At 46.0% G+C, this 19,833-nt stretch carries 19 protein-coding genes; all 19 read right to left on the reverse strand.

Going from position 1 to position 19,833, the window contains the following annotated elements:
• Positions 1-166 precede the first annotated feature (166 nt).
• Entirely contained in the window at positions 167-1,285 is a 1,119-nt protein-coding gene (locus Q1J43_RS08400; protein ID WP_301102018.1) for a hypothetical protein, read from the reverse strand.
• Positions 1,282-2,052 (reverse strand): class I SAM-dependent methyltransferase, encoded by a 771-nt coding sequence (locus Q1J43_RS08405; protein WP_301102019.1) that lies wholly within the window; start codon positions 2,050-2,052, stop codon positions 1,282-1,284. Before Q1J43_RS08405 ends, Q1J43_RS08400 begins: the two co-directional genes overlap by 4 nt.
• Positions 2,049-3,164 carry a DegT/DnrJ/EryC1/StrS family aminotransferase gene (locus Q1J43_RS08410; protein WP_301102020.1) on the reverse strand — a complete coding sequence of 372 codons (1,116 nt, stop codon included), beginning with the start codon at positions 3,162-3,164 and terminating at the stop codon, positions 2,049-2,051. The genes Q1J43_RS08405 and Q1J43_RS08410 overlap by 4 nt, the downstream gene beginning before the upstream one ends.
• Positions 3,161-4,066, reverse strand: a complete 906-nt coding sequence (locus Q1J43_RS08415) for a methyltransferase domain-containing protein (RefSeq protein ID WP_301102021.1) — start codon at positions 4,064-4,066, stop codon at positions 3,161-3,163. Before Q1J43_RS08415 ends, Q1J43_RS08410 begins: the two co-directional genes overlap by 4 nt.
• Positions 4,063-4,494: a hypothetical protein gene (locus Q1J43_RS08420; protein WP_301102022.1), complete on the reverse strand. Its 432-nt coding sequence runs from the start codon at positions 4,492-4,494 to the stop codon at positions 4,063-4,065. The genes Q1J43_RS08415 and Q1J43_RS08420 overlap by 4 nt, the downstream gene beginning before the upstream one ends.
• Positions 4,491-5,576, reverse strand: a complete 1,086-nt coding sequence (locus Q1J43_RS08425) for a glycoside hydrolase family 99-like domain-containing protein (protein WP_301102023.1) — start codon at positions 5,574-5,576, stop codon at positions 4,491-4,493. The genes Q1J43_RS08420 and Q1J43_RS08425 overlap by 4 nt, the downstream gene beginning before the upstream one ends.
• Position 5,577: 1 nt before the next feature.
• Positions 5,578-6,336, reverse strand: coding sequence for a CDP-alcohol phosphatidyltransferase family protein (locus tag Q1J43_RS08430; protein WP_301102024.1), 759 nt, complete (start codon positions 6,334-6,336; stop codon positions 5,578-5,580).
• Positions 6,337-6,361: 25 nt separating this feature from the next.
• Complete coding sequence (locus Q1J43_RS08435) at positions 6,362-7,141, reverse strand: phosphocholine cytidylyltransferase family protein (protein ID WP_301102026.1); 780 nt, start codon at positions 7,139-7,141, stop codon at positions 6,362-6,364.
• Entirely contained in the window at positions 7,131-7,778 is a 648-nt protein-coding gene (locus Q1J43_RS08440) for a gamma-glutamyl-gamma-aminobutyrate hydrolase family protein (protein WP_301102028.1), read from the reverse strand. Before Q1J43_RS08440 ends, Q1J43_RS08435 begins: the two co-directional genes overlap by 11 nt.
• Positions 7,775-8,566, reverse strand: a complete 792-nt coding sequence (locus Q1J43_RS08445) for a class I SAM-dependent methyltransferase (protein ID WP_301102030.1) — start codon at positions 8,564-8,566, stop codon at positions 7,775-7,777. Before Q1J43_RS08445 ends, Q1J43_RS08440 begins: the two co-directional genes overlap by 4 nt.
• Positions 8,567-8,582: 16 nt before the next feature.
• Positions 8,583-9,800 (reverse strand): hypothetical protein, encoded by a 1,218-nt coding sequence (locus Q1J43_RS08450; protein WP_301102031.1) that lies wholly within the window; start codon positions 9,798-9,800, stop codon positions 8,583-8,585.
• Positions 9,797-10,324: an adenylyl-sulfate kinase gene (locus Q1J43_RS08455; RefSeq protein ID WP_301102032.1), complete on the reverse strand. Its 528-nt coding sequence runs from the start codon at positions 10,322-10,324 to the stop codon at positions 9,797-9,799. Before Q1J43_RS08455 ends, Q1J43_RS08450 begins: the two co-directional genes overlap by 4 nt.
• A gap of 10 nt (positions 10,325-10,334) precedes the next feature.
• Positions 10,335-12,710: a PEP/pyruvate-binding domain-containing protein gene (locus tag Q1J43_RS08460; protein WP_301102033.1), complete on the reverse strand. Its 2,376-nt coding sequence runs from the start codon at positions 12,708-12,710 to the stop codon at positions 10,335-10,337.
• A 34-nt stretch (positions 12,711-12,744) separates the two neighbouring features.
• Positions 12,745-13,956, reverse strand: a complete 1,212-nt coding sequence (locus tag Q1J43_RS08465) for an SPASM domain-containing protein (RefSeq protein ID WP_301102034.1) — start codon at positions 13,954-13,956, stop codon at positions 12,745-12,747.
• A gap of 70 nt (positions 13,957-14,026) precedes the next feature.
• Entirely contained in the window at positions 14,027-14,809 is a 783-nt protein-coding gene (locus tag Q1J43_RS08470) for a hypothetical protein (RefSeq protein WP_301102035.1), read from the reverse strand.
• Positions 14,810-14,880: 71 nt separating this feature from the next.
• Positions 14,881-16,296 (reverse strand): MBOAT family O-acyltransferase, encoded by a 1,416-nt coding sequence (locus Q1J43_RS08475; protein ID WP_301102037.1) that lies wholly within the window; start codon positions 16,294-16,296, stop codon positions 14,881-14,883.
• 64 nt (positions 16,297-16,360) lie between these two features.
• The gene (locus Q1J43_RS08480) at positions 16,361-18,181 is read right to left on the reverse strand and encodes an LIC12162 family protein (protein WP_301102038.1); all 1,821 of its coding nucleotides are present in this window, start codon (positions 18,179-18,181) and stop codon (positions 16,361-16,363) included.
• Positions 18,182-19,144, reverse strand: coding sequence for a GNAT family N-acetyltransferase (locus tag Q1J43_RS08485; RefSeq protein WP_301102039.1), 963 nt, complete (start codon positions 19,142-19,144; stop codon positions 18,182-18,184).
• On the reverse strand, positions 19,145-19,795 hold the full coding sequence (locus Q1J43_RS08490) for a class I SAM-dependent methyltransferase (protein ID WP_301102041.1): 651 nt from the start codon (positions 19,793-19,795) through the stop codon (positions 19,145-19,147).
• Positions 19,796-19,833: the final 38 nt, after the last annotated feature.

Raw genomic sequence — 19,833 nt, forward strand, 5'->3', positions numbered from 1 at the left:
ATCCAATTCGACTCGCTCCACCGCCCACGGCAACGTCAGACCCAGCAATTGCCGATACAACTCCACGCTTTCCATCGCACGCCCTCCTTGAAGACCATGCGCGAAAGCGTACTACTGACCCACAGAAATGTCTGAAGGACCAAAATTTTGTGCTTCTCAATTACGGTTACTGTTTTGATGATGCTACTGTCCCAAAGGGTAATGAATCAATAAACTCACTGTAGGCAGACCGATAATTGATCATCGAAACGTACTTTTTATTGATGTGATCAACATGGTTTTCATAGTCACTAAAAATTCCGGCTATGGCCCCGGGAATGTCCTGTGGATGGCTGGACAATCCGAAACCGTTGTCCTCCAGAAACACCTTCATCGAAGGCAATTCATTTATGACAACTGGTTTTCCGTAGGACAGAAACTTGTGCAGTTTTCCGGAAGACAAGCCGATCACCGCTACGTTAGGGTCATTGGAGTCATAAAAGACTAGTCCAAGATCTGAATTTTTCACCATATAGTTGAATTCGGCTCTATCTTTGATTCTTAAATCAAAGTGGATGTGATTCAAGCCGCTACACAACGCCACTGCATCTTGAGCCAGCCCATCGTTAGACCATCCACTAAACAGAAAACCAACATTTTTCATATCCTTGATGCTTCTGAACAAATCCAGAGAAAGCGCCCAGCGCTCAATCGCACCTACGTACAAAACAAACCAACGCTTTTCAGCTCTCAACTCATCGAACCATCTTATTTTTTCCGATACTGGCTCAAGTTCAGGAAGGTAAGAGTTCGGCACATAATTGCACTTGATTTCATTGAGCGCAGGGAAATACTTGAGCAAAAGATCTTTTCTGACTACATCCTGAATAATCAGTCGATCAATCCTGAGATATCCTTGGTAAAGGAAACGATGTGCCAAGGAGTTTAGAAGAGAGCCCCTCCACGATTCAGTCGGAATCTCAAGGCTGTGATGGGCAAGGCACTTCGTTTCGACCTTTCCCATCATTAAACGTGAAAGCTGATAAATCTCGACATCTCGTGGCTCGTACAAAATTACGAGATCAAAATCACCTTTCAGTCGAGCAAGCTGGTATGCGCGGCGCAGATACCCGCCGACAAAATCATGGCGGTCCTTGATGATGGACTCAAATCCATCAATCGTGCCGCCGGTAAAAATGTGGTTTTCCCATCCATGCTCGGATAAAACCTGCATGGCGTTATAAACGCTTGGGTAGGTACCCAGCCCCCGCTCGCCATTAAGAACATGGAGAACGGACTGAATCATTTTCTGGCGATCACGAAGCCGGCCCAGCTAGCCTCGTCCGGGGCTTGATTTCCCATCCATTGGTATTGGTCTAACACTTCAAAGCCAGCGTCTGACAGTAATTGATTCAGCTCCGGCAAAAACAGGTAGCGCATCCGATGCGTCTCCCTCACCTGTTCTACTCTCCCCGTCGCCTTCGCCTCGACAAATACCGTGTAATTCACATCCACCAGATTTTCATTCACGTGCATCACTGGCTCGGCGATCCGGGTTACCTTGATTTTCTCGTCTTCCAGCCGTTTGACTTTCACTTCCGGCTTTTGTGTTAACACTGCCGGCCCATACCAGAAATCGAAAAGGAAGAGCCCGCCGGGCGACAAATGCGCCGCTGCAGTTTCAAAAGCGGCAATGAGATCAGCATTTGTCGCCTGATAGCTCACGACATGAAAAAGCGAAATCACCGTGTCGTAGCGTTCTCCTGTACGCACAGAGCGGACATCTCCGATGCCAAAAGATAGCCTGGCAGCTACCTCGACAGGCAAAGCTGCCTTGCGTGCATCAGCACGGGCAAGCATCTCTTCGCTCATATCAACACCATGAACTGTATAACCCATACGTGCCAAGTGTTCGGCATGGGAACCCGTGCCGCAACCCAGTTCTAAAATGCTTTTTGCTTGGGGCGCCTGTTTCCTAATATGCGAAGCGATATAGTCCGCTTCTGCGGCATAACACTTGTCGTGGTAAAGCAATTCGTAATAACGTGCATAAGCGTCAAAAACTTGGGTCATCGCAAGATTTCCATTACTGCGGCTGCCGAGCGTTGAATTTGATCGTCGCTAAGCGCCATTCCGCTAGGGATGTAAAATCCACGGCGAGCAATTCGTTCCGACACAGGATGACTTTCGTCGGCAAACAGATTCATCTTGCGAAACACGGGCTGCTCATGCATTGGCCAGAAAAATGGGCGTGTACCAACATCCAGTTTTCCCAGGCGGGCCATCGCCTCTTTGGCATCAAAGGGCACGTCATCATCCAGCACCATGCCATACACCCAGTAGATGTTGTCGGCGTAATCCGTGTGCGCCACAGGCAACTGGATTCCAGGGGCGTTGCTCAGCAACTCCATATAACGCGCGCCCATGCGACGCTTGATTTTCACAAACTCATCAAGCCGTTCGAGTTGCGCCACACCCAACGCCGCCTGCAAATTGCTCATGCGAAGATTCCAGCCCAACTCGTCGTGAATGAAACGCTGCTCGGGGATGAAACAAAGATTACGCAGGGAACGGCATTTTTCGGCAAGGACCGGATCATCCGTTACGATCATTCCGCCTTCACCAGTGGTGATAAGCTTGTTGGGATAGAAGCTGAACGTGCTGATGTCGCCAAAGCTCCCACACGGCTTGTCTCTATAGGTCTGACCGTGCATCTCGGCAGCGTCTTCAATGACCTTCAGGCCATGCTTTCTGGCCAATTCCAGCAGTGGGTCCATGTCCACCGGCAAGCCAAAGATATGCACCACCATGATTGCTTTGGTTCGGGGCGTGATGCGCTCTTCGACCAGCGCAATATTCATGTTCCAGGTCGCAGGGTCGCAATCCACCACCACGGGCACCGCCCCGGCACGCACCACGGCCGCCGCACAGGAAATGATTGTAAACGTCGGCAGGATGACCTCGTCACCCGGACCAATATTCAGCGCCACCACAGCGGCATCGAGCGCCACCGATCCATTTGATACTGCCACTCCGTACTTACGCCCAACACGGGCAGCATATTGTTCCTCAAACTGCTTAATGAAAGGTCCTTCGGAGGAAATCCACCCTGTGCGGATACATTCGATGAGATATTTCTCTTCGTTGCCATTGAGAAGAGGTTCGTTAACCGGTACGAAGCTCATTTGGTGATTTCGAGAATAAAGTGGCAATAAATGTTTTTTCCAAGATCAGCCTTGTTTCTCAATGCAAGTAGTTGATAGCGCATACCAAGCTGATCTATTTCATCCAAGACGCGTTGCTTAAGTGCGCTTCCATCATAATATCTGGCCGACGGTATTCCCTCCCAATCAAGGCATGCATACTCTATCGCAACCGGATCAGAATGACCTTTCCCAAAATACTCCGGGGTTGAGAATGCACAGTAGTGCGTATGCATGTAGAGAGGCAATATGATTACCTTCCCACCGGGCTTAAGAATCCGCGCAAACTCCTTGAGCAATTTAGAGTCATTGTCTCCGGCAAACATTTCGTAGGCACATTGCAGCGATGCGCCAGTGACGGACGCATCAGAAAAATTTGTCGCAGTTGCATTTTCTGTCCTGTAATACGGCAGATCTTTGTAGCGCTCACCGACTTCGTTGAGATCAATTGCAAAAGCCGAAATTCCTGCGTGTTGCCGCAATGCCATTGCCCATGGCGAACTTCCGGCTGCAATATCCACGTAAATATCTTCCGACTGATATGCGCGCAACCCCAACCGATCGGAAGCAACCCAATGCTCTAGCAACTTCTCTTCCCACACCGGAATAGGGCATCCACCATGATAATCCGGAGGAAAAAATCCGGCAGACTGAAACTGAATGAAATCCTGAATGCTTGGGGAGTAATCCTTTACCTTGACACCAAGTTTCTTGAGGTTAATTTCTATGTTTACAAAATCTTCAGCAGTCGGATTATTGTACGTCGGTGCGTTACGAACCCTGTGCTTATTGTAAGCCCTACCCGCATTCCTGAAAATCATGGAAAGGCCAAGTTTCGCTGAGCGTACCAATCCATGTTTTTTAATCTTTTTAATAATGCTCATTGAACGATCCTAGCGGCCGCGCTTTCAATTCCACAAAAGCGTGTCTTGTCCGCATCACCTGCGTAAGGCCCCTGTTTTACTTCGATAATTTCGCTGCTTTCCAGCATTTCGAAGCCATGGCCGCCAAAGGCCAGTAGCACGATATCGCCTTGGTATAAAATACGGCTTTCGAGATAGCTTTGATCATCATCGTAAAAATCTACTCGAACCTTGCCGGTCTTGATGATCAAGACCTCCTTGGTAAACTGAACCTCGCGCGCCACCGGATTATGCACATGCGGCGGTATCATGTAGCCCTGCGGTCTGTTCATATAGCCCAGCTGCTGGGAAAAATGAGCTGGTGTAAAAAATTCAATGCCTTCCGAATAAAAATTGGCGCGGAGAATAACCGCAAGAACTTCATCAGCATGACGAATATACTCAATCATGTCGATAATGCCGAAAAAATATTCTTCCTGATTGCCTCAAGGAAACCCCTGCCGAATTTTATATCGGGTTCCAGGTAATTTCCCTCAGCCCATTCATTCCAGGCTTCAACAAAAATAATTCTCTCATCTGGATCCCTGCGTTCAATTTTCTTTATCGCGTTCTTCAACATTAGATCGAATTTTTCCGGCGTAGAATTAGTAATGACAGACCCCCGACTTCCACTTCTTGCCGTGTTATCCCAATTCGGGGTGATTACAGGAAATTCGTTTTCTTTTAGAGCGCGATTTTTCAAACATTCAACAACATCATCGTAATCAACAATTCTTCTTGGGTAGCCAAAAAATCGTTGTTTAATCAGTGAGATTGCCTTGTTAAGTTTACTTTGCCCAGGCAGTTCGAAAGGATCTATTCTTGCTGTTCCAGAAAAGTTTGGTAAGTCCTCGCTACCCCATAATGCCCCAACAAAAAATACGCCATCAAGACCTTCTTTCTGAGCCAATTTCTGCCACAAACGCATAAAATTTTGCACATCTGGATGATCCAATGGGGCATAAATAAAGAAAAGAGGCTTGTTGTTCACTCTCAAGTAGCGCGAATCCTTGAAAGCTTTCAACAGGAAGTAAAAATGCTCGGTATCTTCTTGCTCACCAAGGTATTTCTGTTCCAATAACATGTTGTTTTGCATGCCGTACCAGATTCCGGTCCAACTTGCATTTGCCCAGGCCAGACAAAAAGGGAAATCCGGCTCACCCGATTCGAGCACTTCGTTGAAAGGTCGCTCAAGAATTCGCTTCCCGGCGCCAAACCAGTAGTGCCAGTAACAGAAGGCTTCTACGCCATACTCTCTGGCAAGATCGGCTTGAGCTTTACGCGTTTCTGGAACGCGTAAATCATAGAACCCCAATTCTGAGGGAAGAATAGGCTGATAGTGCCCCTTAAACATCGGTTTGGCTTTTGTGACATTAGTCCATTCAGTAAAGCCTTTTCCATGCCACTCATCGTTCTCAGGAATTGGGAAATATTGCGGCAAATAAAATGCGATAACTCTCGCGTTTCTCATAGAATTTAATTCCAGACTCACGTTATCGACTCATATGGCGTAGGGTATTGATACACCTTGATGCGTAAAAAATAGTTATAAATATCAAGTACAGAAGAGCGGTGGTGGTGACCCATCCACCAAACGGAAAAGTAAAAAAAACAAGTAGCGTATGCCCATTAAAGCCAATGATCATCGCGTATACGTTGCTGAGTATCTGTATCGTAAACGGAAAATTTATTTTCAACAGGCTCACGAGTCCAGATTTCTCCTGAGTCTGCCCTTGCCTTAATGGTTGAATTTCTGGCCGACCAGAGGGGATTTTATTTCCAGTTCGTGCTAGGGCAGTGTTTAAATCGTGATCTACCAGTTCAGAATAGGTATAACAAAAAATGAAGATACAGCACAACACCCAGTACAGCGTAACGTCGTTTCTTAATCCCACCCCAAAGACAGCCAGGTTGATTTTGAAAATATCACTCATATGATCGTATCGGAATGCAGATTTCGATACCTTGTTTGTCATTCGAGCGACTGTGCCATCGCAAAAATCAAATAACACCGATCCCGACCAGAATATTGCGAACAGCCTCCAGCCTTCATCAAAAACAAGCGACAAAAATGCAGCGATAGAAAACATGAGCGAGCACGATGTAATCTGGTTTGGGCTCAGGCGCAGCGTGTTCAGTAACACAGCAAAAGGATAGGCAAACCGGTACATCAGCAACAGCACAACGTTGCCGACTACAGCGCCGTGATTCACGTATCTTTCAGAAAATATACGATCGATAATTTGTTTCATGTATCCCGTGGCCACCATCCAATATTCAGATCGACAACTCGATCTGAGCCAGGCGACTTTCGGTTACTGGGGAGAGTAAATCGTCCACTGTATCCACTTCGACCCATCCGCCATGCACAGGCACGGCATCGAGTCGGTAGCCCAGGTCGATCATCGCTTGCAGCAAGTCGGTCATATAGGCTTTCTCCGTTTTTTTGCCGCGTAGAACCCCTGCCGACTTGGCGTCATGAAACGTCTTTTTCAGCAGTTGCGTACCCTTGGCCGAGAACTTCATCAAGCCCATGTATTGCCCCTCAATTTCCGTGAGTGACTTTGGTTTCTGCCCGATCTCGAGGATCCGGCCATCGGCGGCCAGTTTGAGAGTTTCAGCATCATCCAGCGGATTCTCGTTGCGCGCGCGCCAGTAGGACTCCCAGTCGAGGTCAATGGTTACGGCAATGTCTGCCTTGGAATTCAGAAGCATTTGTAGAACTTCGCGTGAATAAACAATATCGCCGTAGCAAAGAAGCAGTTCGCCTTCAAGATCATCTTCAGCGCAAAACAGCGTCCACACCATATTGGTTTCGGCATATTGGGTATTTACCCGTAGCTCGATGCCAGGACGTTCAAGCATTTCAACGCGATACCCGCCTATCACTACGATGGGATGAATGGCTGCCGTTGCCAGCACGGCCAACTGGCGATCCAATAGGCTAAATCCATCGACTTCAACCAGACACTTTGGCCGATCCAGAGTGTAGGGGCGTAAGCGGGTACCTTCACCGGCCGCAAGAATAATTGCTTTCAACCCAACTTCATTGTCCATTGAATAACCTTTTTAGCCGCTTGATATCTTGTAGAGAGAATGGCATCTCCCGCTCCGGATGCCACATCCATCCTTCCCATGGCAATTGACTATGTTTTATTGCCTCTATTGAATTATCTTCTGCTTGCGCTGCAACCTCGAACCCCTTCGGACAAGACGCCAGGCCCCAGTTGTGGAAGCTGTTCACATTTGCAGGCCAGTCATCCTTTCGGGCAGGAATCACCAATTGATGCCGGCTTCCGACATGACCGCCCTTTTTGACAAGATTGGTACCAGCCCATACCGCCATCATTTGCAATCCCCGACAAACTCCAAGAACCGGGATCCACTTTGCTTCAGCCCACGAAAGAAGATAGCGTTCGGTTGCATCTCGCGTAGGATGCTCACCGATGTCATTGCCCCCGGAGAGAATCAATGCATTGGGTTGTATGGCTCGCACCCAGTCTTCAAGCGTTGGCTTATCGGCATCTTCGGTGACCGCAAGGGTATTAGGTACGGCAACTGGCAGAAACCCTGAGTGTAGCAGCCACTGGGCAAGCCTCTGATCGAGTGCGTCGCGGAGTTCCGTACGCCCTGGAACGCTGTCTATGCGCTGGGTAATGCCAACGACAATTTTGCAATTTGGACTAATGATCAAATCTTCCGGGCAATGAGAACATAGATATTACAGAACTGGTCCGGAAAATAATGCATCAGGAAATTTTGCAATTTCTGACCAAAGCACGATAGGCGATATCCCTCCATTCTCGCTTTGTTCTCATCAAAATTTTTGTGGCCAGAAGAACGAAATATGGCGAATTTATAAAGGATGGGCATGTTCTCGACGGGACCGACAAAATCGATTGTAAAGCCCGATCGTGTAAACAATTGTTCGTATTCGCTCCGGGTCAGGTTCATTTTGTGGAAAGATCGTCCCTTGCCTTCGCCATTTTTGTTCTTTGCCTTCCTGTTAGCCAACCAGTCTGTAAGCCGGGTCTGAATGTTGTCGGCACGGAAAGAAGCGCAGACCAAGCCGTCCTTCTCCAGCACTCGATGCGTTTCTCGAATGGCTTTATCCAACCCGTGTTCAAGGTTGTGGTACAGGCCAAACGCCAGCACATACTTGAACGACTGGTCGGAAAATCTCAGATTCGTTATATCACCGACCTCGGCCTGTAAGCTAGGATCGATTTCCTTGAGCTTGCTGATTGCGACATCGATAAAATCGATGCCGATGATGTCATAACCCCGGTCGTGGTAATAGCGCAAAATACGCCCGGCGCCACAGCCTGCCTCGAGGGTTTTCCCAATTTTGTCGGTTACCGTCATCTGGGCATATTTGAGTGGATACACCTCTGGATTCTCCATTGGGGCATCTGCTGGAATATCGTCCCAGCGCTTGGTCCAATAATCCTTATTGTTTGCATTTCGATAAGTAATTCTCATCTTATTCTTTACCTTTTCAATATTGCTGATTCGTATTCGAGTCTAGCCAAGTCCTGATTTCTTCTGCAACTAGGCGGTTCCCATCAATCGATAGATGACCACCGTATTGATCGTTGATGTAGAGTTTTTCGTATGCCTCATTCATGAATTTACCGGTAAGATCAAGCACGGGAATATTTTCATCTAACTCACTGAAATACCTTTGATAAGGCGCAAATTTATTTTTATTCAGTTTAAGATCAAGCAGCTGCGGGATTACGACTACCAATGGCAAATGCCCGCGCCGTCGAGCTTCTCCATTGAATCGCAGTAATATTTCACTTAAAAGTTTTGTCGCTTTACTGTCACTGTATAGTTTGTAAGCATCGCAGAGATTGTTTTTCATCACCAATGTGAATGGAATATTTTCTGTTCTATGGCTTGAAAGACCTAAAGCACGAAAGGCTCCGCGAACCGCCACTGCACAAATCAGCATGCCTTGCCGCAGCGGATTGCGCATCAGACTGACGATATAAGGAAAGCGAAACTGCTGAAAGCGGAATTTTGACTCATAGAAGCCATCGGCCTCGCGTATTGCGGAAAGTTTTTCCTGATAACCGGCAAAATCCTCTGCGCTGCGTACAAGATTTTCCAGAAGTACTAACTTCCCTTCCGGATCGAGTATGAAGCGTGGTTTGAATGCGAAGGTATTCCCAAATTCTAGGTAATGCTTCCAGTAAGACTGTACCCGGCAAATCGTTTCCGGAACAAATCCCATAACAATAACCCGTACCGTATCCGGTAAAGTCATAGCCTCGTAACGCAGTAACGCCTGGTCCACGCCATAATTTCCAACGCCAAAATTTAAAACCCCGAAACCTTCCTGCTGCGCAAGCTGAGCCTCCCATGTTTCATCATCTTCTACCTGTCTGCAAAATGCATAGGAATCGCCAAAAGCAGCGATGACCGGCGGTGATTTTTCAAAGGAATTGATTCGTGATCCTAGCGAATCAATGTGAAAGGTTATCGGACCTTTTTGGCCCTTCTCGATTCCACTGGAGTTAGGTCTTCTTACCCAACCAAGATGTGGATCGAAACTTGAATCTATAAATTTTTTTAATGCGTGAGGGTCAAAGCTTGGCGACTCATCTTCCTCTGTAATTAACCACGGAAAGCATCGTCGCTGCCGATTTACTATTAAAAACAAGCTGACTTCGACACCTACTAAGATAGTAATTAACCCGAGAAAATTCATGTACCCTGGAGTGCCTCTTGCACGACTTTAAGTCCCACAATTCTGTCTACTAATTCTTTGAAATCCAGACGATCAGAATCATTCTCAATTATTAAATCTGGATTCTCTGGTTCAGGGAATGGGATATCCACACCAACTACGTTCTGAATTTCTCCACGAGCCGCTCTGGCATACAAATTTTTTATGTCTCGTCTTAGCAAAGTTTGCATCGATGCTTTGATATATACCTCGGAATAATCACGAATATTCTTCCTATTCCAAAGACGCCATTCAGGAAAGATGGAAAGAACAGCAGCAACTACGTGTATTCCTTGGTCGGCAAGGAATTTTGATAACACCGAGAGTCGTTCGGCATTTCGCCTCCGTCCTTCGATGGTGTGATCAACATCGTTACCGAAAAGTGTTCGTATCAAATCACCATCCAATAAAACAACCTTACCATCCAAATTTCGAATTCGCTCAGTCACTTGGGTGGCCAACGTTGTTTTTCCAGTACCCGACAGGCCGATAATCCAAATAACCATAAAATCCCTGTTAATGCAGAGGATTAATCAGTCCGGCTGCACAATCAAGAAGCAACTGATTCGCGCTGATAAACATCTCGAAACGCTGCTCACCACAGCCGATCGCTGCAGGTATACCAAATTCTGCACAACGAATGGCCATGTGTGAATTTGCGCCACCGTATTTGGTAATGAGCCCACCAATTTGTTGAGAAAATATCCAGTCGAAGCCTGGGTCTGCATTTTCAATCAGTACGATTTTACCGGCAAGCGCGGGAAATGTTTGCCCCACGGGCAGGCCAACGCAGGCGGCGGTAATTTTCTTGTGCGTAATGAAGTTCGGGTGGCTCACCTGAAATGGAACGACATGCACACCCGCCACATCAAACAAAACCTGGGGAAGGCGTATCGCCACACTCAAGGCATGCCGCTCGACTTCATCTTCAGCGATCAGGCGAAGCCGTTCTTCGATACTGCCCTCACTGCTTCTAGTGACAACATCGAGCAAATTACCAATCGAGACGTGCGACATTTCATCCCGGCTCAGACCATTGCGCTCGCCAAAGCACGCGATGAGTTCGAGCATTGAACTGATCGAGCGGGTGAACACAAATTTGCCATATTCCCGGCCCACTGTGGCAGATTCAACGTAAGCCAATAACTTGTCGGCGTCAAGTTCCGGGAAACCCTCGGCCCACAGAAGCCGGTCAATCTCACGTTTCCGGCTTGTATCTAGCTCGAACTTGCTCTGTTCCTGCTCGGGGCGAACTTGCGAATCGTTCATACCCAGATCCGGCATCTGATCGTAACGCGGTGACAGGATGTCATAAGTGCCTGGGCGCAGGTGCCCGTATTTAGCCATGAAATCGGTTCGCGACAGTTCGCCAAGTTGCAAGCGGCGCATATCGCTCACCAGCGAGCTGGCGACCGTTCGAACACTGGACTGCATGAGGTGGATATCTTCCATCGTCAAGATGCCACGCCGGTGGAGTGACAGAAGAATCGTCCGCGCAATGAAGCCATGACGGGCCAGAATCGAAAAAGGTACGGTCCCCAGACGAATACAGTCGTCGATTATGCCAAACAGTGCCGTGATATCCCCGGTGCCTGGCGAAGACTCGACAAGCTGTTTTCCTGCCAGCGCTTCAACACGGGCCAATGCTTTGCGGATGCCGCCCTCGCCGCCATCCGCAAGCAGCGTACGCGTCTGTTGTCGCAGCGCTTCCTTGAATGCCGACTGCTCTTCCTGATCAAGCGTGGCACCGATCTGCACCTCGATTTTTTCCTCGATGTCGAAGCTGTAGGTCGTGATCGCTACGTCAAATTCAACCTTGTCATGCAGCTCCGGGTGAGCCTGCAGCCGTTTCACCCACGCGTCGACCAGTTTGTTGCCGATCTCCGGTGCTAGACCGGCGGGCAGGAAGGAGTGGAAACTCAAGCGGGTGTCGATAAAAGGTTGCCCGGCGAGTGAAACCATCAAAGGCTGTCCATCCGGAACAGCGTAGCCCATCGCTTCCCTGGCGATGCGCCAAGCATGATCGGTGATCAAAGTCTTGTAGAGCGAAAAAGCCAAGGCACGAGGCGCCCGCCCTATCATCTCGGCGGGGTTCCAGTCGGGCATCTGCCCAAGTACCGTGGTGCTTCCGTAGACGCCGGCCATGGGTTGCAGCCGTTCCCCGACAAATGCCTGAATCCCCTGTAATGCCGCATCTATGCGTTTGGCAACGGCCCGGTTCCAGTTGGGCTGAGTGGTGATCGCCCGTACTTGTAGCAGATAGGGGACAAAGTCTTCGCCAATGGCGAACTCCACGTCCAGAAACTGGCTACCCATGACTCTTTCCAGTTCCTGTACCGCATGTATCAATCGTTGAAAGCGCTCCGAGCGAAGAGACTGTGACGCCCCACGGTGAATAAAGAGTGTACGGTTTGCATATTCGCCACCGCCTGAGGTCACCGTATTGGTCAGCCCGGATACGTCGTCATAGTTGATGACGTAATAGGGGGCGCCGGTATTCAGATCATGCGTAAATACAACGCCGCTCATGCTGGTGTTGAGCACCATTTCCTGAACAATGACTTCATCATTACCCCTGTGCGGCCTCTTGCGCTCGTAGCTGGCAATCACATCGGAGATTGCCCTGCGCAGCGCACCCGCGTCGGCCGAAGGGACGTCAAGAACGGAGTCGTACTCCCCGGCGCATGCATTATTTGCCCCGTCTTCATCAGTCGCAGACGAGCGGATCACTACGGAACGGCCGGAAAACGTGTTTTGTACCTGACGAATCACTTCGTCAGGACAGGCTGTGAAAAAGGCCACGTCGAATATCTGTAGTTCAGGCACCCTGAACAAGGATACCTTGGACTCGACTCGCCTGAGCGTTTGGGCTTTTGAAGTAGATTCAAACATGAATTTGTTTTTAAATCACACGCCTACCCGCCTGTCAAGCTTGTCTCAGATAGGTTAGATTGCCCACATCAATAACAGGATCGTTGAAAATAGGATTCCCAAGAATTGCAAGAAGCTTTGAATGTTCGGGATGGGACGGCAGATGTACCGCCTTCTGCTCATATTCTGTTTGCATGAAAGTGCCCCAATTGTACATGTAGGTGAAGCCAATCTTGTCCACCCCTATCCTTTTCCCCAGCTCGATCAACGGTATCATTTCCTGGTAGTTGTCAACCTGCACAATCATGTTCAGGTTAAGGCTGATACTAAAATCCTTCTTATCCGGCATGTTGGCAAGATATTCAATATTACTTATCAATTTCTCGAACTTTCCTCCCAATCTCAATTTTTCATAGGTATGAGCGGTAGCGCCATCGATGGAAATTCCGATGTATGAAATCTTGCTTTTCACGGAACGTGGCAAACCGCTCCACGTCCTGTCATGCAACGCTATTCCATTGGTCTGGATGCCAATTTTCAGGTTTGGATATTGATCCCAGTTCGTTTTCAACAAAATAGTGTGGTAAACCTTGCTTGAAAAAGGGTCACCATCGCCAGAAATATGAATCATTTCCAATTGCGACCCAATTTCCCTTATGATCGAATTGAACTTGGCCAGTTGAAAACCTACCTCATCCTTACCGATTTTTCTCATGCCGGTGCGGCAGGAGGGGCATTCCAGATTACACGTATAATCCATGCCCAAACTGAGTGTCTTGACGTCGGAGTTCATGTTTATTTCTGAATTCCTAATGATGTTCTTCAATCGTTCATCTTCAACTTCAGTCTTTTTTACAAGATTTGCGTTGTAATACTGCATCGACCTGCATCGCGTCTTGTCGCAATACTTGAAGCTTCCGTTGAGCATGGACTTGCGTACCTGTTTTGCAAAATATGAATTCCAGGCTTTTCTGAACGAGCTTTTATATGCATTTCCGAAATTTTTTGGCAGGTAACAGCAGGCGCTGATTTCGCCATTGTTGGTTATTTCAGCATATTCAAAGGGTAACTTACAAACATAGTCCTGGAATTCGGTTCCATAATCAAATTTTTTATAATTTTTATAGAATCTGATTGAATGATAGACGCCGCGAAAGCGCTGGATGAACGCCGTTTTTTTTAGTCCTCTGATGAATTCTGAGTCTTTTAGCCGATTTACGAATCCTTTGTGCACCGGCACTTGCACCAACATAATTGTCTTTTTCATAACTCCACCACTTCTTTAATCAGACTACCATTTGGCTGCTTTTTCAGTCGAAAGTTCAAAGCCGCCTTCATCAGCAATCATTAGCAAAATAGAATTTCAGCTTCCTTATTACGCCATTCGCGTCATTAACATTCAGATGCAAGCCATCAGCGGGGTTTATTTCAATACCATCAGCCAACTCTTCGAAACCAATAAACTTGTTATCTGGAAAAGCGCTTCGGAAGGCTGTTCTGACCTGTATGACTTGGTTTGTATTTTCCAGTTCCGGATGGACGGGCATTTCAAAGAACACGACCCTGACCCCGTTATTTTCCAGATTATTCACTTTGGCTCTGAATTCGGCGATTTTTGTCGTCAAGAGAATAGTTGGCAAAGGCAGGTTGAAACTTTCACTCTGTAATGCGAGCTCTTTCTTGCGAGCTTCTTCCGTATCCGGTTTAACATTACTGTTATTTTCTTCTTGAGGCTTGTCTTTTAAAATATGATAAAAACTGACAAGCATATTGCCGGCAAGGCTAATCGGCGATGTATAAGTGAATTCCGGAAAGTTTTTTGCAAGAAATCCGGATGCCTCATTAATCAGAATTTTATTGCTATCCCGTCCGGGGAAATTAACTTCAACAAAAACTACGCGCGGCTTGTGCAATGACTCTGTGATGATGTCGAGCCCGGTCAATGCCGATTCGCCAATTAATCCAAGGTTATAGACGCACTTATCGGCCTCTCTGAATTCAAGGGTCACCGTAAGCGAACTTCCCGTAAATACAACCGGTGCCTTGGTGTTCTGAAGATACATTGCAACCGTACTGCGGTTTTGTTTCCAATACCTTTGTAGTGGTGTGGCAGGTTCCATCTGGCGATATCCAAGAAGAGCTCCATAGGCTCCAATGAGGATTGACGCGACTGCCAGTGAAATCTTCAAAATCAGAATTGAAAATAAATAAACGGGGTTGAGGGCCCAGAGTTGGTAACTATTAGGAACAGCATTATTCCATAGAGGACACTCTGCAACTGAGGCGAAATTTTCCTGTTGTACGCACCAAAAAAATGATACGCAAAAACAATTGAGCTGAACGTTACAACCATGAACACTCTCAATAGTTCGCTACCACTGACCCCATTGTGCAACAGCGAGCCAAGATACGCCCAGGCTTGTGAAAAATCCTGAAGCTTGAAGAATAACCATCCAAAACTTACAAAATTGAATACCAGGAAGACACGAAAGCCTCTTAGAAATGGGTGATCGCTCGTCATGAACCAGCTTTTTTGCCAGGGCCTTTCCATGACCAGGCCGACACCGTGCCACAATCCCCAGAAAGCAAAACTCCAGGCCGCACCATGCCACAAGCCTCCCAGAAACATCACCACAATCAAGTTGGCATAGGTACGTAGTACCCCGTATTTATTGCCGCCCAACGGAATATACAGATAGTCACGCAACCAGCTTGAGAGCGAAATATGCCAGCGCCGCCAGAATTCGGAAATCGAACTCGACAGATACGGAAAGTTAAAATTGTCAGGGAGACGGTACCCAAATAGTTTCGCGATTCCGATTGCGATCAGCGAGTACCCGGCAAAATCGGCAAATATTTGTGCAGAATATCCGTAAAGCAGCAGCAACAGTTCAAGCGAAGATTTCCGCTGGAAATGCGGATAGGCCATCCATGCCGTTTGTTCGCCAAGGTTATCGGCAACGACAGTCTTTAGAAAATAGCCGAGAACCAGGATGCGGAAACACGCCGCGAAATCAATTTCTTGAAGATACTTATGGCCGACTTGTGGAAAAAAGTCCTTCGCCTTGATGATCGGCCCGGCAATCAACTGGGGGAAAAAAACGAGATATAGCAGAGTGTTGGCAAGGTGCTTCATTACGCCATCCATGCCGGAATTCTCGATAGCAATTGCGCTATTTTTCCGATAGACATCAACCATCAAACTGATGCCATGAAACGTGTAGAAGGAAATCCCGATGGGGAGAGGTGCGAGAACAAGCCAGTCTCCTAGTGAATGAGATCCCTTGGCTGCGATATCCGAAAAATCATGGATCCATAAAACCTTATACTTGAAAAAACCCAGCAAGCCCAGGTTCATCAACACGCCGACAGTTGCGGAAAACTTCGCCTGCAGTGGGGTGTTGGCCGTAAGCACACCGTAACTTGACAAGCTGGTAATCAACCAGGCACAAAGAAATACCCCGAGCAGAGGTGGAGACTGCCATGCATAGAAGAAGAGTGAGGCAACTACCAGGACAAGCAACTGCAATGTTGACGTGCGGACGAGATAGTAGCTTGGGAATACGGCTGCGATGAATAGAAAAAATGCGCTGTCCGAATAATTCATTTTTAATGGCTTTGATCGGCCAATAGGAGCTCGCAGATCAATTTCAAGCTCCTTAGCTACATCCTCAGGAAGTTATTATTTTGTTCATCATGCTTAATGCCGATTTTGCGCATAGAATTGCTTTTGTTAAAAACCGATTTTGTAAATTAGGTGGAGTCGCAATACCCTCTGGTAACAGGGACAAAAAATAATCCGTAGTTTTGCTTTCTGGTGCTAAAGAGTAATCAGTTAGTCTCTCAACTGGATGGCGAACGGCCTCACTAAACCACCAATCTTCCACATTGTCATAAATTGATGATAATTTGGCTATGGTAGACTGTGCTGAAGCATGAATGACACCACAATCGATCAGGTCATCAAATATCTCCTTCAATTCACCCGATAACGGGATGCAACTAATGTCGCAAACCAATATAAAAGGAACCTTCATTAATAATATTTCAGAAAACCCGGAGCTCATGTGGTCAATAATTACAATTTTTGATTTAATGATACTTTCGTTGAAACTGCCCCGATCAATTTTAATGTTAAGTTTTTCGAGTTCCAACAGGTGCTCTACATCCCAGAACCCATTTTCTTGTCTTGGCCTAAACAAGAAATGTTCAATCAATGCAGAAGGAAGTAATGTGATTATATCCGCGATAGTTTTTAACTCTCTGATAAAAGTTGAGTTGCTCGCACTGTATTCGTTGATTTCGACCCCATAGATAAATTTTGTTCGGGTAATGAAAAGAATGCTCTTCTTTTTCGGGTCAAACTGGTACGGAATAACATCCCTACAGGCAAAACCTCCTTGGATGAGGTTCTTGATATTTCCTTTCCATCCAACTGACAGATAGATATCAGACGCTTCGTAGTCCATAAACTGCATGTAATTCTTGTAGTAGCAAGTGCCAGAACTATGCTCGTAGCAAATAAATTTTCTGTTGTCTTCCTTGGCCAAAGCGACGTAAATGGCGTCCTGGACGTTGCTTATCCAGCATTCTGAAACTATGTGAGTGAATTTTCTGCACTTGATATCATTTTTAAAAACACTGTAGTACCCCATAAAATATTCCAAGAAATCCATGGGTAAACAATAATACAGCGACTGCATAAAATAACTTTCAAAGCTGCGCTCGATAGTGCTTCGTGTTATAAATTTTCTTTTTGTGAAATCAGCATCAAGAGGAATTCTTTTGATTCTTGGCAATGAAAAACTGTTTACTCTCCCTTGTGACCGTTCTTCCAAAACTTTCCGGTTATTTTTTGACAAGACTACATTTAGAAGTGCAATCTGGGGTTCAACTTGCATCAAGGCAATTTTACGTCTTAACCCAAAGAGCATCGAACCATCATCTGTCGAACTGATACAGGATGTGTATTTCAGGCGTACGATCTCAAAATCTTTGGTCTTGTATAAATGGTAGTACTGACTGACCAATTGTTGAACGCCAAAATCACCAGCAAAGCAAAATATGTAATCGACATGATTTTTTGGGATGTTAAAATCACTTTTGTTTAATATTTTTATGCCAGTCGCGTCAATATCCAATGCGCTGAGATAGACATATTTCTCGTAGACAATGGAAATGTGCCGGAACAGCCAATAACCAAAAACCACTTCCCAAAATGATACCGGTAGTTCAAGATTGTGAATTGTATTTAACCTCCTAGCCAACTCAGGAAGAATTTTGTAATAGAAATTTTTGCAAACGTCATGGGCCTCTTGGATTTCCTCTTTGGTTGAAAAAAGGTCAGGATTAGTTGGTACTAAGTCATTTTCAATATATTTAAGAGTGCTAGTGTGTTTAGCCCCCTGCCATAAATACAAAGAGTCTGAATACTCATCGGACCAGAATTCATTTAATGCGGTTGCCCTGATATTGATATTTGATATTTTCATTCAGGCTGTATTGATTGAAGTTACAAAATAAGGTCTCAACTCCGAATTAAGGCTGATCTTAAAATCTCCACGGTTGGGTGAGTTAACTCCGACAAAATCAATCTCCTGAATCCCTTTTTCAAAGGCGTTTTTAATCATGTTCAGAAGCGTAAATGTTCCAGAAAAATTATGTCTCTTTGACGGGTCATTTGCACCAAACAAATAATACGCAGTTCTATCGTCATACAGAAACAGCACCGCCGAGATTGGCAAATCATCCAAAATGGCACAGGCCATTTCGCCATATCCGCCCAAGATCGCTTGCTTGGCTATGGATCTAACCAGCGAAGATTCACGATCTGTGCGGATTATGTTCTGTCGCTCCAAAGTTTTGGCATGAAGATCGTCAAGTATTATTTCATCGCTACTTATTTTCAGGGTCAAAAGTTTAGATGATTTATTGAATTCTTGTTTTCTGACCGTTCTAATGGACGAAAAATAACTTTCAAAATCATGAAATTTTCTTATATCCAAAACACTACTGTAGCGGAGGGATATGTCAAACATACCCATGCTCGGTTCGCTGTAGTTGTGCCATTGAAACGGACGGAGATCGTGCAGACGCCAGGATTGGCAGAAACAGAAATTCGTATAGCGTTCGACCAGCTGGGCAATGAACTTCTCCATAACCCTGAATTCTCGCGTTGTTCGGCTATGCCCCAGTTGACTTGAGCTCTCAGCCAACAAAACTCCCTGGTACTGAGTAAACGGAAATGGTGCGCCAATAAGTTTTCCAGAATCCGAGTAAATCATTACCCCACCGGCAACAATTTTCTCTTTGTCGTAACAAGTTACCAAATCATAATTCACCAAGAGCGAATCAAGAAACCTGCTGTACACGAATACACTTCTTTGTGGAGATGTCGACACAAAGCTATCCCACACCTGTTTGTCCTCTTTGTAATTTATTTCATAGCTATGCATTTACGTAATAATTTCTTTGACGGAATTCCAAGAGTCGTTTTTGAACGCGGTAACCGTATAGTTGTACGGCAAATTATGATGAGCCAGCGTGATTCGTTTAGAAATATTCTGAATGCAAAACGTGAGAATTTCGGCTGGATCAAGATAGAACATTCGCTCATTCGAGTGCGTAACATATGTCGATATCATATTAAAAGCCATAATGCCATTGCATAATGAAAATATTTTCCTCAAGAACTCATAAATCCATGCCTTGGATTGCCCGACGTTCAAATTAAAGAGACCGCTTAATACGACATAATCGAAATGTTGCGCTATCTCTTCACGCATGACGTCTTTGTTTTGAACATTGATTCCTGGAAATCGACTTCTGGCTTGATTAAGAAGTTTTTCATTGATGTCATATCCGATATATTGCCCTCTGAAACCCTGAAAATTTATGAATTTGTATAGTTCACCATTCCCGCAGCCGATATCAAGAACAACTTTATTCTCGTCATTGAAATCCATAAATTTGGTTAACTCAGAGAACCTTAGGTACTGCGTCTGAGGATCGTCGAGCAGAACTGCTTTACTGCTAACTCCGTAGGTGTCTGCAACCTTGTTATATACATCAATTTGTCGAGCCGCTATGGTGTCATTTTCATCCATGATACAAATTCCAATTTTCTATTACGTATATAAAAATA

The sequence above is a fragment of the Propionivibrio sp. genome, from assembly GCF_029255185.1.
Classification (GTDB): Bacteria; Pseudomonadota; Gammaproteobacteria; order Burkholderiales; family Rhodocyclaceae; genus Propionivibrio.